This window comes from Peribacillus asahii (genome assembly GCF_004006295.1).
Lineage (GTDB): Bacteria > Bacillota > Bacilli > Bacillales > DSM-1321 > Peribacillus > Peribacillus asahii_A.
The window spans coordinates 1,439,559-1,454,872 of record NZ_CP026095.1; the positions used below are offsets into that span (position 1 = coordinate 1,439,559).

Here is a 15,314-nt window from a genome sequence, read left to right on the forward strand (position 1 = left end):
GACATTACTTAGTATAATCAAAAATAAAGAAAATGTCACACCTTGAGAACGAGTAGATGTCCTTGCTTTTTTAGTCAACTACAGGTAAAATTTAAAGATAAGATTTAATCGCTTCTTGAGCGGGGGGATTTCATATGGCATCTGAAATGCTTATCAATCATCGAGAAAAAGCTTATGCTTTATTAAAAGCAGATGCTGACAAGATACTTAAACTAATCAAAGTACAAATGGATAATCTTACCATGCCTCAGTGTCCTCTTTATGAAGAGGTGCTCGATACTCAAATGTTTGGCCTATCGCGTGAAATTGATTTTGCGGTCCGTTTAGGGTTAGTAGAGGAAGTAGAAGGTAAAGCACTATTAGAAGCATTGGAGAGAGAACTGTCCATTTTACATGATGCGTCTACAAAGAAATAAATATATGCTAAACTCAAACAAATCTCGATGATTGTTTGAGTTTTTTATTTTAGGTGTTGTTTAATACATTGTTGCCAAAATTAACTGCCTTTTTTAATAAAATGGCAGATAAGAGGGCCGTTTGTGCTCATTTTTGTGTACATGAATACTTGGATATCTTTGTACTTTTATTCAAAAAAATAGAATTTTTTGATTTTTTATCTTGAATTCATACCATATTAGTATTATTGTTAGAGTATTATGTAAGAAAAATAGATGAATGCCCTTTTAGGATTAGTTATTCAAAAGAATTCTTATTCTAAAATAGGCATGGAACCATATTCATTTTTATGCAGTAATATAGAAGAAAGCGCTTACTGCAATCGGTTTTTAAAAATGATATATTGACATAGTGGTTGGTGTTTTGCTTTTAGGCATTAGGTTTCCGGTAATATGATATTGACAAAGTAATTATAAGAATAAAAAGTTGAGAGTTCTCTCTCGTCTTTTTTTCTATAAAGCAAAAAATATTATAGAAGCAGGTGGAACAAATGGGGAGAAAAATAGAGAAAGTACTCGCAGCAAATAGGGGAGAAATTGCGATTAGAATTTTTAGGGCTTGTACGGAACTAAATATTCGTACAGTAGCTATTTATTCAAAAGAAGACTATGGCTCATACCACCGATATAAAGCGGATGAAGCTTATCTTGTGGGCGAAGGGAAAAAACCAATTGATGCTTATTTGGATATTGAGGGAATTATTGAAATCGCAAAAATGAGCGGTGTAGATGCCATTCATCCAGGTTATGGATTTTTGTCTGAAAATATTGAATTTGCAAAAAGATGTGAAGAAGAAGGCATTATTTTTATTGGACCAGAAACCCAGCATCTAGATATGTTTGGAGATAAGGTAAAGGCTAGAACACAAGCGGAATTAGCCGGTATTCCTGTCATTCCTGGTAGTGATGGACCTGTTGCAAATGTTGAAGAGGTTGTCGATTTTGGTAAGCAGTATGGTTTTCCGATTATCATTAAAGCGTCGCTTGGCGGCGGCGGTCGAGGCATGAGGATTGTTCATCAGGTAGACGAAGTAGAGGAAGCGTATACACGCGCAAAATCTGAAGCAAAAGCTGCATTCGGAAATGATGAAGTATATGTGGAACGATTTATTCAAAATCCAAAGCATATTGAAGTGCAAATTCTTGCTGATACGCAAGGAAATATTGTTCATTTATATGAGCGTGACTGCTCTGTACAAAGACGTCATCAAAAAGTGGTCGAAGTAGCTCCTTCTGTTTCACTATCAAAGGAATTAAGAGAACGCATTTGTGAAGCGGCCGTGAAAATATCGGAAAATGTAAACTATGTCAATGCTGGTACAGTAGAATTCCTTGTGGCTAACGATGAGTTTTATTTCATTGAAGTGAATCCTCGTGTTCAAGTAGAGCATACGATTACAGAAATGATTACTGGAATTGATATTGTTCAGTCACAAATTTTAATTGCAGAAGGACATAGCTTACATAGCGATGTCATTGGTATTCCAGCTCAATCAGAGATTACAACACATGGTTTTGCAATTCAGTCTCGTGTTACAACGGAAGATCCTTTAAACAACTTTATGCCGGATACAGGAAGAATTATGGTGTATCGTTCTGGTGGCGGTTTTGGTGCCCGCTTGGATGCAGGAAATGCCTTCCAAGGTGCGGTTATTACTCCTTACTACGACTCACTGCTTGTCAAACTATCAACTCATGCCATTTCTTTTGAAAAAGCAGCGTCGAAAATGGTTCGAAATTTAAGAGAATTTCGAATTCGAGGGATTAAGACAAACATTCCATTCCTTGAAAATGTTGTCCAACATGAAAAGTTTTTAACGGGTCAATATGATACATCGTTTATTGATGCAACGCCGGAACTTTTTGATTTTCCTGTTCGAAAAGACCGTGGTACAAAAATGCTTTCTTATATAGGAAATGTGACGGTAAATGGCTTCCCAGGTATTGAAAAACATAAAAAGCCGGTCTTTGATGAGCCGATTATTCCAGCTGTTCAGGATTTACCGACTATAGCAGGCACAAAGAATATTTTGAATGAACAAGGTGCAGAAGGACTTGTTAAGTGGATTAAAGAGAAAAAGGAAGTGTTGATTACCGATACAACGTTCCGTGATGCACATCAATCATTGCTTGCAACGAGAATTCGTTCGAAGGATATATTAGATATTGCTGAACCAACTTCGAAGTTATTGCCTGATTTGTTCTCTTTAGAAATGTGGGGAGGAGCGACGTTTGATGTAGCGTATCGCTTCTTGAAAGAAGATCCGTGGGATCGACTCGCAAATTTGAGACAGAAAGTGCCGAATACGATGTTCCAAATGTTACTTAGAGCATCGAATGCAGTAGGGTATAAAAATTACCCAGATAATGTTATTCGTGAATTTGTTCAACAATCGGCTGAAACAGGTATTGATGTATTCCGAATCTTCGATAGCTTAAACTGGGTGAAAAGCATGGAAGTTGCGATTGATGCTGTTCGTCAATCAGGAAAGATTGCTGAGGCGACTATCTGTTATACAGGTGACTTAAATGATCCGAGTCGAGCGAAATACAATATTGATTATTATAAAAATATGGCAAAAGAATTAGAACAAACGGGTGCTCATATTTTAGCTATTAAAGATATGGCTGGTTTATTGAGACCAGAGGCAGCATATCGTCTTATTTCGGAGTTGAAAGATAGCGTATCGCTTCCAATTCATTTGCATTCTCACGATACAAGCGGTAATGGGATTTTTATGTACTCTAAAGCGATTGAGGCAGGAGTAGATATTGTGGATACAGCAATTGGATCATTAGCAGGTTTAACATCACAGCCAAGTATCCAAACGCTGCATTACGCATTAGAGGGGACAGCACGACAACCGAAGCTTAATATTGATGCACTTGAACAATTATCACAATATTGGGAAGATGTTCGTAAGTATTACCGTGACTTTGAAAGCGGTATGAATGCACCGCATGCAGAAGTATATAAACATGAAATGCCTGGTGGTCAGTACAGCAATCTGCAACAACAAGCAAAAGCTGTTGGATTAGGTGACCGCTGGAATGAAGTGAAGGAAATGTACCAGCGTGTCAATATCATGTTCGGTGATATCGTAAAAGTAACCCCATCTTCTAAAGTTGTAGGTGACATGGCTCTCTTTATGGTCCAAAATAACTTATCAGAAGAAGATGTGTTAACGAAAGGAAAAACGATTGATTTTCCAGACTCTGTTATTGAATTATTTGAAGGCTATTTAGGCCAACCAGTTGGCGGATTCCCGAAAGAACTGCAAGAAGTGATTTTAAAAGGGAAGCAACCTATTACTGTACGTCCGGGTGAATTGCTAGAACCTGTAGATTTCGATGCGTTACAAGTAGAGTTGACGAAAGAAATCGGTCGTTCAGTGTCTAAGAAGGATGTCATTGCGTATGCTCTATATCCAAAGGTGTTTCTCGATTACGTAAAAACAATAGAGCAATTTGGTGATGTTTCAAACCTTGATACACCTACATTCCTGCACGGAATGCGATTAGGAGAAGAAATAGAAGTTGAGATTGAAACCGGGAAAACATTGATTGTGAAACTTGTTTCTTTAGGAGAACCATTAGCGGATGGTACACGTGTTGTTTATTTTGAATTAAATGGTCAATCACGTGAAGTCATTATAAAAGATGAAAACATTAAATCATCGGTTGTAGCTAAAGTAAAAGCTGATCCGAAAAATAAAAATCAAATTGGAGCAACAATGCCTGGAACTGTAATCAAAGTAGTGGTTGAAAAAGGAGATCAAGTAAAGCAAGGGGATCACTTAATCATTACAGAAGCAATGAAGATGGAAACGACTGTACAAGCACCATTCTCTGGGACGATTCAAGATATCTATGTAAAAGATGGTGAAGCAATTAGTACAGGTGATTTATTAATTGAACTGTCTAAGTAAGAGATAATAAATAGTCCATCATTCCATAGAATGGTGGACTATTATTTTTAATGTAATGAAATTGATGAAGAGGGTTCTTGATTGGAATTATGAATAAAAGAGCTTTCTTCTTGTAACAATAGAGCATTTTTAGTACTTCGAGAGGTTAGGAGTACTAAATAGCTCATAATACCGAAGAAGCAGGCGATAAACAGAGAGTGCGCCAATGCTATGTATAAGTTTTGTCTAGAAAAGATGACAAAGGCGCCAGCTGCTACCTGTAAAAACACGAGAAGGAAGGCAGAAATCCAACCGCCATAAATTACTTGTTGATGCTTATAATGCTTGATGGCTATAATCATTGCGTAGGTGACCCATAAAAAAATAATTCCAGCTATTGCCCGATGCCCCATTTGAATCCATTCATATAAATTTTCAGGAAGACCGATTTGGCTATTCACACAAAAAGGCCAATCTTTACAAACAAGGCTGGATTCTGTATGTCGAACAAGAGCCCCGGTGTATACGACAATGAAACAGAAGATAGTAATTCCTAGTATGTGGAATTTCATTCGACGATCCACGATGAGCTTCTCTGCTTCAAATTTTTTATCCACTTCGAATATGAGCAAGGTTAATAAGAAAACAGCAGCAAAGGAAATAAGAGAAATGCCAAAATGAAGCGCTAACACAAAATCAGATTGTGCCCATTTTACAGCTGCCGCCCCAATCAATCCTTGAATGACGAGAAAGCCGAAAGAAAGGATAGACAGGAATTTTGCCTCACGAACATGTCCGATTTTTCTCCAAGTCCAAATGGAAAGAATAAGTACCATTATGCCAACCCCGCCAGAAACAAGTCGATGGGCTAGCTCAATTAGGAGTTCAAGTGTAATTTCATTAGGAATCAGTTGGCCATTGCATAGGGGCCAAGAACGTCCGCATCCTAATCCTGCATCTTTTTTTGTGACCAATGCTCCTCCAAGTAGAATTAGAAGCATACCAATTGACGTTAAGACTGCAAACCATTTAAGAGATGCTTTCATGTATCTTTTCACCTTCTTTACTGGTTATATGGGTGATTTATCGCTGAAAACTCTATTAGGATTATTAATCTAAGTTTAATATGTTTAGATTTTTGGATGTTTAGAAGTTTCACTTATCTATGCTTGATATTACACAAAATGGTATCTTTTTACAAGTTTTTGTAATTTTTATATATTTATGTAATAATTCGAGTGTCTCGATTAGGGAATGAACTTGAAAACGATTTTAATTTTTAGATTTGTGGAGCAGACAGTACCTTTTAGAGTAGTTGAAAAAGGTATAAAATTATAGTTTTATGTAAGAAAGGTTAATCCTAAAATGGTTTTAACAACAATAGGATTGAATGTAGACAATCCTGTGAATTAATTTCGTACTATAGAGCATGAGGAAGTTATTTTAAATAGGTCCACATAGGAAATGTAAAGGGGCTTTTTTTGTAGAAATTAACAAATGGATTCCCTTTTTTGGCAGGGAATATGACTAAAAGAAGAGAACTAGGGAATGATGATTATAACTGGAGTGCGATAAATAGCATTCACAATAAAGTCATAAAAAAGACAAAATAAATTCACAAAAGATTTCATAGGTATGATTTAATATATTGAGGAAACGTATTTTAAGGTTATTTTCTGTAAATACGTATAAGAATAGAGAGAAAAACATTGTTTTAATATTGTATGCACACTTTTATTTTGGTAAAATTTAACTTTTTTGAAGGCTTCGATGGTTACAAAAATGCAAAAGTATGAAATAATGTCTAGTAAGTAGCTTATTATGTTTGCTCTAGGAATTATTAAGGAGGAAGAATCATGTCAAATCTAAGGGCTATGGCAGACACTGGGAACGGTGGGTCGCCAATTCATACAAATATAGAAGAAACATCAGCTTGGAAAGACTTTCTCGCTCTTATAAAAGTAGGAATCGTTAATTCTAATATGATTACTACATTTACCGGCCTTTGGTTAGCGTTACATTTTACTGGTATGAGCTTTTTAGGCAATCTAGATTTAGTGTTTTTTGCATTAGCAGGTTCTGTTTTTATTATTGCTGGTTCTTGCAGCTTTAATAACTATTACGATCGAGATATTGATCATTTGATGGAACGAACAAAAAATCGACCAACTGTTACTGGTAAAGTCAGTCCGTCGAAGGTGTTAACATTAAGTTTTCTGTTAATCGCCATCGGTCTTGGTTTATTAGCTTTTGCTAATCTAACAACAGCTGTCATTGGATTCGTTGGGGTTTTCGCTTATATTGTTTTGTATACAATGGTTTCGAAACGTAGATATGTATCGAATACGATTATAGGAAGTATTTCAGGAGCGGTTCCTCCTCTTATTGGATGGGCGGCAGTTGATCCTAATTTAGATTTATTAGCATGGGCTTTATTTGCCATTATGTTCTTATGGCAACCACCACATTTCTATGCATTGGCAATGAAGCGAGTGGAGGAGTATCGAGCTGCGAATGTTCCGATGCTTCCAGTTGTAAAAGGCTTTAAGCGAACAAAAGTATCCATCGTTCTATGGGTGACGGCTCTGCTGTTTGTTCCTTTTCTATTAACACCACTGGGAACTCCGCTGATCGTTTTAGCTGCATTGCTTGGAATAGGATGGTTTGTTTTAGGACTAAAAGGATTTACAATGAAGGATGACCTAAAATGGGCTCGCATTATGTTTGTTTATTCTTTAAACTATATGACCATTTTATTTGTAGCGATGGTCATTGTGACATTAATATAACGTGATATTTTTTGGACAGCCTGTTTTATAATTAAACAGGCTGTCGCTAAATATCATTAAGTTTACGTTAGCCGCTTATACATAATAAATGATGGATAATAGGGCTCTTTATAAAAGCGGTTGCACAAGTGTATTTATTTCTTATTTAATCATAGGAATTCTTTCTTTTTGATAGAAATTCATATATAGGGAGAATTTTCATAAGTAATGACAGATGAGGTTGTGAGAAATTTTTACGAAAGAGGGGTTTCTAATTGATGAAAAGAAAGCTGCACAAATGGCGCTTGCTACCTTTGTTAGGCATTTTGACGTTTGTCCTCTCAGGCTGTGGAATGGCTTCTTTATCCGCATTACGTCCGGCAGGTGAAGTTGCCCAAACTCAGTATAATTTAATGATGCTGAGTACCATCATTATGGTTTTGGTTGTTATCGTAGTTACTATTCTATTTCTTATTGTCATCTTTCGTTTTCGTCGTAAAAAAGGCGATGACACCATACCGAAGCAAGTAGAAGGAAGTCACAAACTTGAAGTAATTTGGACGGTTATCCCAATTATTCTTCTGATAATTCTGACTATTCCGACTGTTAAGGTGACATTTGACTTAGCAGATACAAAGGCAATGGATCAGAAAGATAAGGAAGGAAAAACGAAGGATGCTCTTGTTGTAAATGTTCGAGCAAATCTTTATTGGTGGGAGTTTGAATATCCTGATTTAGGGGTTATTACGAGTCAAGACTTAGTCGTTCCTACTAATGAAAAGGTGTACTTTAATTTGGTTGCATCCGATGTGAAACATTCATTCTGGGTTCCGGCTGCTGGCGGTAAGATGGACACAAATACGGATAATCCGAATCAGTTTTATTTAGAGTTTGATAGTCAAAAAGCAAATGAAGCAGACGACCTTTTCTATGGAAAGTGTGCAGAGCTGTGTGGACCTTCACATGCATTGATGGATTTTAAAGTTGTAGCTAAATCAAAAGATGACTTTAATACATGGGTGAAGGACATGAAAGCCGCTTCTGAACCAGTAGTGGAAGGTAGTCTGGCAAAACAAGGGGAAGAGATTTTTAATCAAAGCTGTATCGGCTGTCATGCTGTTACTCCAAATGATAGTAGACCTGAAACTGCCCGTCAGGCTCCTAATCTAGCTACTTTTGGTGAACGTGAAAGAATAGCAGGAGTCCTTGACCATACGGAAGAAAACTTAAAAAAATGGTTGGAAGACCCTGAAGTGTATAAGCCGGGTAACACGATGACAGGTACGTATGGGGAGCTTTCAGATGGACAAATCAATGCTCTTACAGCTTATTTAATGCAATTGAAAGTGGAAGAAAAATAGGACACAGTAATGAGGGGGTTAAATTGTGAGTACGTACGCTAAAAAACAAGGATTTGGCGCAACGCTATGGGATTACCTAACGACGGTAGATCATAAGAAAATCGCTATATTATACCTTATTGCCGGCGGATTATTTTTCGTCCTAGGCGGCTTAGAAGCGATGTTTATTCGAATTCAGCTGGCCATTCCAAATAACGACTTTGTCAGTGCAGGGTTTTATAATGAAATTTTAACAATGCATGGGACGACGATGATTTTCTTAGCAGCGATGCCATTGATTTTTGCAATGATGAATGCTGTTGTACCATTGCAGATTGGGGCACGTGATGTTGCTTTCCCATTTTTAAATTCATTAGGATTCTGGTTGTTTTTCTTTGGGGGACTCTTTTTAAATCTTTCTTGGTTTATGGGAGGAGCTCCTGATGCTGGATGGACATCGTATGCTTCCTTATCTCTCCACTCTCCAGGACATGGGGTCGACTTCTATATATTAGGTCTTCAAATATCAGGACTAGGAACATTAATAGCAGGTATTAACTTTCTCGTAACGATTATCAATATGCGTACACCAGGTATGACGTATATGAGGATGCCGCTGTTCAGCTGGTCAACCTTCGTTGTTTCTGCGCTAATTTTATTTGCTTTCCCGCCGCTTACAGTTGGCTTAGTTTTATTAATGTTTGACCGTATGTTCGGTTCTAACTTTTTTGATGTAGCAGCCGGGGGGAATACGATTATCTGGGAGCATTTATTCTGGATTTTCGGTCACCCGGAAGTATATATATTAATATTACCGGCTTTTGGTATTTTCTCAGAGATTTTGGCCACGTTTTCAAGAAAACGATTATTTGGGTACTCTTCGATGGTATTCGCGACGGTGTTAATTGGTTTCTTAGGATTTATGGTTTGGGCGCATCATATGTTTACAGTCGGTTTAGGTCCGATTGCAAATGCGATTTTTGCTGTTGCAACAATGGCAATTGCGGTACCAACGGGAATCAAAATTTTCAACTGGCTCTTGACGATGTGGGGAGGCAGTGTCAAATTTACCGTCCCAATGCTATATGCAGTTGCTTTTATTCCCTCATTTACGATGGGGGGAGTAACGGGAATTATGAATGCTGTAGCACCGGCAGATTATATTTTTCATGATACGTATTTTGTTGTTGCTCACTTTCATTATGTTATTGTAGGCGGTGTCGTATTCGGGCTTTTAGCTGGGATTACGTTTTATTGGCCAAAAATGTTTGGTACCATGCTTAATGAAACTTTAGGAAAAATATCGTTTTGGACGTTTTTAATTGGTTTCCATTTAACCTTCTTTATTCAACACTTCTTAGGTCTCATGGGGATGCCGCGTCGTATTTTTACATTCCTAGACAATCAAGGGTTAAATACAGGAAATATGATTAGTACAGTCGGTGCCTTCTTTATGGCATTTGCAGTCATTGTACTTGTCATTAATATTATTATTACATCTGTGAAAAACGTAAAAGTTGGGAATGACCCATGGGGAGACGGACGGACGCTTGAATGGGCTATTTCTTCTCCGCCGCCATATTATAACTTCAAGCAGCTGCCGCTTGTCCGCGGTTTAGATGCTTATTGGGTGGAAAAAATGGATGGGAAAACGGAAATGACCCCAGCGGAACCTCTAGGTGATATTCATATGCCTAATTCATCGATTTTGCCGTTAACCACTTCTTTCGGTTTGTTTGTTGCAGCGTTCGGCGCTCTTTACAATATGGATGACGATAAAACGTGGACAGTACCTGTCATCATTATCGGTCTGTTGATTACATTAGGATCAATGCTCATTCGTTCGATTAAAGACGATCATGGATATCATATTCATAAAGAAGAGTTAACAGATGATCACGATAAGGGGGTTAAGGCATAATGCAGATGAATCAAAAGTTCACTGATACAACATGGCCGGCAGCTCCTGAAAAAGCAACGTTAGAAGGGAAAAATAAATATTTAGGCTTCTGGCTTTTCCTTGGTGGAGAAACGGTACTTTTTGCTTCGTTATTCGCCACTTATCTTGCGCTAAAGGATAAAGTACCTAATGCAGATGCTGCTCTGGCAAAAGATATTTTTGACTTGCCGCTTACATTTGTAGCTACGATGCTCTTGTTAACGAGCTCGTTAACAAGTGTGTATGCGATGTATCATATGAAAAATCACGATTTCAAACGTATGCAAGCGTGGTTAGTAGTGACCGTTCTCTTAGGCGCCGGTTTCCTCGGTTTAGAAATTTATGAGTTTAACCATTACGTGCATGAATTCCATCATACCTTTACGAGCAGTGCATTTGGCTCAGCTTTTTATACGCTTGTTGGTTTTCATGGAGCACACGTTGCCTTTGGATTGTTATGGATTACCTCCTTAATGCTTCGCAACGCAGGACGTGGGCTAAATTTGTATAATGCACCTAAGTTTTATGTAGCAAGTCTTTACTGGCATTTCATTGATGTAGTGTGGGTATTTATCTTTACAGTCGTATATTTAATGGGAATGGTGGGATAGAAGAATGGTAAATGAACGATTAAATTCAGCTAACCCAAGTCTTGATTTGAAATATCGCCGTAAGAAAAATGCAGAAGAAATGAAGCACCAAGTAATCACTTTTGCAATGATGATTTTCTTTACGTTAATTGCTTTTGCTGCCATAGGATTTGATTTTAGTAAATGGTTTGTCAAACCTGTTATTCTTTTACTTGCGGTTGTTCAAGTGATTTTTCAACTGTATTATTTTATGCATATGAAACATAAAGGGCATAGTACGATTGCGTTATTTTTATTCTCAGGTTTAGCAGTCGGCTTGCTTACTGTTTTAACTTTTTTAACCATTGTCTGGTGGTAAAATGATGTAGAAATCGGCTACTTGTTAGCCGATTTTCTATTTATCCCACACGTAACGGACAGGCCCCACTGATCAAGTTTCACTTTACAAGGTTCTGTTAAATAAGGGTGTAGATTTTGGCTTATTTTAGTTTAGCAAAAGCTGTCTAAATGAGTTTATTTAATGGGTATAAATGGTAACTTTTGAAATATTTTACGTTTATAGCTATAATACAAGTAAAGAAAACCTACTCTTGGGGTGAGTGTATGTCTATTGATATTTTTGGTTTTCGTGCTTTATGGAGTCCATATTATTTGATGGTACTTATTTGTATAACCATTGGCTATTTTTTATTTGCGACGAAATATCGTCATCGTGTTGTAGGGAATACTGGACTCACAAATAGACAAGTGGTGTACTTTTTACTCGCGATGCTTTTGTTGTATGTTGTGAAAGGATCACCTGTTGATTTGATGAGTCATATTATGTTTAGCGCTCATATGACCCAAATGGCTGTACTTTATTTAGTAATTCCGCCGCTATTTATTATTGCCATACCAAATTGGATTTGGCGGATGTGGATTGATAGGAAAGTAAGCAAGGTGATTTTTTCTTTTTTCACTAATCCATTAATCGCTTTGCTAGTATTCAATAGTTTCTTTTCGTTATATCATCTGCCGCTTATATTTGATGTAGTTAAAACGAATATATGGTTACATGCAGCATATACTATGATTTTATTTATAACAGCTGTAATGATGTGGTTCCCGCTTGTAAATAAGCTTCCTGAGAGACAAAGCTTATCTGGCGTAAAGAAGATTGCTTATATTTTCGGCAGCGGGATTTTAATGACTCCGGCTTGTGCGTTAATTATTTTTGCTAATGCCCCGATGTATAGCACGTTTTCTAATCCTGAGTTATGGGCTAATGCAATGAGGCTGTGTGTTCCATCTTCTATGTTAGCTGGGTTAAATTTAAACGGCCCTGAAATGTTTAGCGGCTTACCAGCACTTCAGGATCAACAGCTTGGCGGGATTCTGATGAAGATTATTCAAGAAATTGTATTAGGTTATGTACTTGGTGTCATTTTCTTTGCTTGGGCTAAAAAAGAGAACGGTGGGGGAACTAAAATCGATCCACTTCCGTCTGATTATCGATAAAGCGAAACTTGTCCATAATTTTTTGGACAAGTTTTTTTAAAAAAAGCAAATGATAGTTTGTAATTAGAGGAAGAATAGAAGAGGAAAGTGAGCATTTTGTTAATAATGAAGGGATTATATTGTGTTTTACTAGGGCCTTTTATACAATGAACGTACAATACATATAGAGAGGACGTTATAGTTTTTATGTCTTTACCAATTCTTCCAACAATCAGTACCAGCTTTATTGTGCTAAGTGCTATTACTGTAGCTATTGGTTGGTATCAAATTAAACAGCGTAAAATCGAAACGCATCAAAAGACAATGATGTGGGCAGCTATATTTGCTGTAATATTCTTTACTATTTATCTTTCTCGTACCGTTTTTGTCGGGAACACCTCTTTTGGCGGTCCAGATGATATTAAGATTTACTATACAATCTTTTTAATCTTTCATATTATTTTAGCAACAACAGGAGCGGTTCTTGGGATTATCATGTTAGTAACAGGGTACAAGAAAAACTACCGTATTCATAAAAAAATTGGTCCAGCAACTAGTGTGATTTGGTTCTTTACAGCCATTACGGGTGTAGCTGTTTATTTCCTGCTATATGTCATCTATCATGGTGGACAAACAACGTCATTAATTAAAGCGATTTTAGGATCGTAAAATATAGAAAAGGCCTGATTCTCTTCAAGAGTCAGGTCTTTTCTATATTAAAAGTAATGTTATAGGATGATGCAACATTTTATGAACGAGCTTATTTATTATATAGAGACAAAATGGTTATAGCTAAAGATGATTTGCGAAGGGGTGGGTGAAGTCAAGCCGCAGGGGAGCGGTAGAAGAGTAAAATAGAAACAACGCATGTTTTAACATGCGTTGTGAGGTTGATTAAAGACCATTAAATTCTACTAATTCTTTATGAACGTCCGCTAAGATTTTTTCGCATTGTTTTACTAATGGAGCAGGAAAGTATTCTCCATCGCCATATTCCACTCCGTGTGGATAGTAATGTTTCCCTAATAGTGGTACGCGTAATTTAATAATCGCTTTATGACTGCCAACATCACCTTCAATAGCTTCGCCTAAAATTCTTAAATAATAAACGCCTTCTGTTAATTCGAATTTTCGATCGTAACTAACGCGTTCATAATCCCATTGTTCTGCACGGATTAGACCGTACTGGGGCATTAAATCATCAAGACGGTTTAAATCAGCTGTTATGTGGTGTAAGCCAGAGTTTTCAAGTCTCACAAATAGTACCTCCTAATCGTTACAATTAAAATTCGAGATAAAATCTTTTTGTGAATTCCATAAATATACAATCGGTGCTTATGTTTAATAATAGTATGAATTGATTGAAGTTGCAACGAACGACTGGTAAGTATTTTGTGAATTTAGAAAGTTCTCTTGCACGGCTTTCATAGTAGCTACTTATTTATTATAAGAAAACATGATATAATGGGCGTGAGCTGTAAAACGAAAAGAGAGGAAGTGATCCTCTGCGTAAACTTGCAAAAATTGTTGTACTAGTTATAATCTTTTTTGTTGTCGGTATTTTTCTGAATATTGACGAAGATGATAACTCTCATTCAATTTTAAATGGGAATAAAGGGATTAATTCAAATAAAGATATAAATGAGTCTACTACTTTGAGTAAAAAAGAAACGACTCGAGAAGCAGAGAGTGGATTAGCTGTTACAATAGGTGAGAAAGAAGCAGAGATTAAGAAGAAGTTTGGGCAACCAAATCGAGTAGACGTGTCCGCTTATGGTTATGATTGGTGGATTTATAATCAAAATGCAGATTCTTATTTTCAGTTGGCGATGGAAAATGGGAAAGTTGTATCAGCTTATGGCATTGGTGATAAAGTGAATATTTCCCCGTTTAAAGTAGGTCAGCCTATTGATGAAATCTATTCGAGTGTTTACGTGGAACCGTCCGTTGATATCGAAACGGATGGAAGCTCCTATCGCTTTGAATTATCGGAGGAAGATATGAATATGAGACCGATTGTTGAGATAGGAGATATTTATGCTCAATTGTATTTGGATAAAATGACAGGAACGCTTTCGAGTGTGCGTTTTTTAAATGAAGAGACTTTGCTTAAACAAAGACCATATGAATTAACCTATAGCGGTGAGCTTATGAAGGTGGACGAATTATCAGAAGCCGAATGGTCACAAGTCGAAGAAGGAAATGAACGACAAATTTTTGATATTTCAAATATTATGCGTAAACGTTTTAATGTTCCAGCATTACAATGGGATGAACAAACTGCAGAGGTTGCGTACCTTCATAGTTATGACATGTCAGATAGCGATTATTTTTCTCACGTTTCTAAAACAGAAGGCGACTTAGAGGACCGTTTAGAAAAAGGAAAGGTGACGTATCATTCAGCAGGTGAAAATATCGCAGCGGAGTATGTAGATGCCATTGCTGTTATGGAAGGGTGGCTTAATAGTAAAGGACATCGTGATACGCTATTAAATAAAGAGTTCACCCATTTAGGTGTTGGAGTTTATGAGAAATATTACACGCAAAATTTTATTAAACCGTGATGAACGAAAGTGAGAGCTAAAGATAATCAGCTTAAATAAAGTGAAACTTCCATCAGTGGGGATCTTACTGCCCGTTAAGTGTGGGATAAATAATGATTCGTAAAAACGAGTTCCGAATAGGGGCTCGTTTTTATATGGGCTCCTGCTCGTGTGAAACTAGGGTCTCACACGAGCAGGAGCCCAAAATAAACAGCGTGGTATTAAAGAATAGAAAAGGGTGCGCACCTTTTAGAGGGATTTGCATATTGTACAATAGGTAAATGTCTGAGTGAGG

Annotated in this window: 12 protein-coding genes; 10 read left to right on the forward strand and 2 right to left on the reverse strand. The window is 37.0% G+C overall.

What is annotated here, in order from left to right; translation table 11 throughout:
* Positions 1 to 134 precede the first annotated feature (134 nt).
* Both BAOM_RS07100 and pyc read left to right on the forward strand, forming a co-directional pair.
* Positions 135 to 416, forward strand: coding sequence for an Fpa/YlaN family protein (locus BAOM_RS07100; protein ID WP_127759672.1), 282 nt, complete (start codon positions 135 to 137; stop codon positions 414 to 416).
* A 530-nt stretch (positions 417 to 946) separates the two neighbouring features.
* Positions 947 to 4,384, forward strand: coding sequence for a pyruvate carboxylase (pyc, locus tag BAOM_RS07105; protein ID WP_127759673.1), 3,438 nt, complete (start codon positions 947 to 949; stop codon positions 4,382 to 4,384).
* Positions 4,385 to 4,431: 47 nt separating this feature from the next.
* Here pyc and BAOM_RS07110 read toward each other — a convergent pair whose 3' ends face one another.
* A complete protein-coding gene (locus BAOM_RS07110; protein ID WP_127759674.1) occupies positions 4,432 to 5,409 on the reverse strand; it encodes a COX15/CtaA family protein in 978 nt (325 codons plus the stop codon).
* 810 nt (positions 5,410 to 6,219) lie between these two features.
* Here BAOM_RS07110 and cyoE point away from each other — a divergent pair.
* The 7 genes from cyoE (at position 6,220) to BAOM_RS07145 (ending at position 13,145) form a co-directional block, all read left to right on the forward strand.
* Positions 6,220 to 7,152 carry a heme o synthase gene (gene cyoE, locus BAOM_RS07115; RefSeq protein ID WP_127759675.1) on the forward strand — a complete coding sequence of 311 codons (933 nt, stop codon included), beginning with the start codon at positions 6,220 to 6,222 and terminating at the stop codon, positions 7,150 to 7,152.
* A gap of 257 nt (positions 7,153 to 7,409) precedes the next feature.
* Complete coding sequence (coxB, locus tag BAOM_RS07120) at positions 7,410 to 8,492, forward strand: cytochrome c oxidase subunit II (RefSeq protein WP_127759676.1); 1,083 nt, start codon at positions 7,410 to 7,412, stop codon at positions 8,490 to 8,492.
* Between the two features lie 25 nt (positions 8,493 to 8,517).
* Positions 8,518 to 10,392 carry a cytochrome c oxidase subunit I gene (gene ctaD / locus BAOM_RS07125; RefSeq protein WP_127759677.1) on the forward strand — a complete coding sequence of 625 codons (1,875 nt, stop codon included), beginning with the start codon at positions 8,518 to 8,520 and terminating at the stop codon, positions 10,390 to 10,392.
* A complete protein-coding gene (locus BAOM_RS07130; protein WP_127759678.1) occupies positions 10,392 to 11,021 on the forward strand; it encodes a cytochrome (ubi)quinol oxidase subunit III in 630 nt (209 codons plus the stop codon). The genes ctaD and BAOM_RS07130 overlap by 1 nt, the downstream gene beginning before the upstream one ends.
* 4 nt (positions 11,022 to 11,025) lie before the next feature.
* Complete coding sequence (gene ctaF / locus BAOM_RS07135) at positions 11,026 to 11,358, forward strand: cytochrome c oxidase subunit IVB (protein WP_127759679.1); 333 nt, start codon at positions 11,026 to 11,028, stop codon at positions 11,356 to 11,358.
* Positions 11,359 to 11,603: 245 nt separating this feature from the next.
* Complete coding sequence (gene ctaG, locus BAOM_RS07140; RefSeq protein WP_127759680.1) at positions 11,604 to 12,497, forward strand: cytochrome c oxidase assembly factor CtaG; 894 nt, start codon at positions 11,604 to 11,606, stop codon at positions 12,495 to 12,497.
* Positions 12,498 to 12,683: 186 nt separating this feature from the next.
* Positions 12,684 to 13,145 (forward strand): DUF420 domain-containing protein, encoded by a 462-nt coding sequence (locus tag BAOM_RS07145; RefSeq protein ID WP_127759681.1) that lies wholly within the window; start codon positions 12,684 to 12,686, stop codon positions 13,143 to 13,145.
* Positions 13,146 to 13,370: 225 nt separating this feature from the next.
* Here BAOM_RS07145 and BAOM_RS07150 read toward each other — a convergent pair whose 3' ends face one another.
* Positions 13,371 to 13,733 (reverse strand): YugN family protein, encoded by a 363-nt coding sequence (locus tag BAOM_RS07150; RefSeq protein ID WP_119116184.1) that lies wholly within the window; start codon positions 13,731 to 13,733, stop codon positions 13,371 to 13,373.
* 398 nt (positions 13,734 to 14,131) lie between these two features.
* Between BAOM_RS07150 and BAOM_RS07155 the strand changes: the two genes are divergently transcribed.
* Positions 14,132 to 15,040 (forward strand): CAP domain-containing protein, encoded by a 909-nt coding sequence (locus BAOM_RS07155; protein ID WP_252283255.1) that lies wholly within the window; start codon positions 14,132 to 14,134, stop codon positions 15,038 to 15,040.
* Positions 15,041 to 15,314 lie beyond the last annotated feature (274 nt).

Coding starts and splice junctions, on each gene's coding strand:
- BAOM_RS07100 (WP_127759672.1), top strand. CDS start 135: ATGGCATCTGAAATGCTTATCAATCATCGAGAAAAAGCTTATGCTTTA.
- pyc (WP_127759673.1), top strand. CDS start 947: ATGGGGAGAAAAATAGAGAAAGTACTCGCAGCAAATAGGGGAGAAATT.
- BAOM_RS07110 (WP_127759674.1), bottom strand. CDS start 5,409: ATGAAAGCATCTCTTAAATGGTTTGCAGTCTTAACGTCAATTGGTATG.
- cyoE (WP_127759675.1), top strand. CDS start 6,220: ATGTCAAATCTAAGGGCTATGGCAGACACTGGGAACGGTGGGTCGCCA.
- coxB (WP_127759676.1), top strand. CDS start 7,410: ATGAAAAGAAAGCTGCACAAATGGCGCTTGCTACCTTTGTTAGGCATT.
- BAOM_RS07130 (WP_127759678.1), top strand. CDS start 10,392: ATGCAGATGAATCAAAAGTTCACTGATACAACATGGCCGGCAGCTCCT.
- ctaF (WP_127759679.1), top strand. CDS start 11,026: ATGGTAAATGAACGATTAAATTCAGCTAACCCAAGTCTTGATTTGAAA.
- ctaG (WP_127759680.1), top strand. CDS start 11,604: ATGTCTATTGATATTTTTGGTTTTCGTGCTTTATGGAGTCCATATTAT.
- BAOM_RS07145 (WP_127759681.1), top strand. CDS start 12,684: ATGTCTTTACCAATTCTTCCAACAATCAGTACCAGCTTTATTGTGCTA.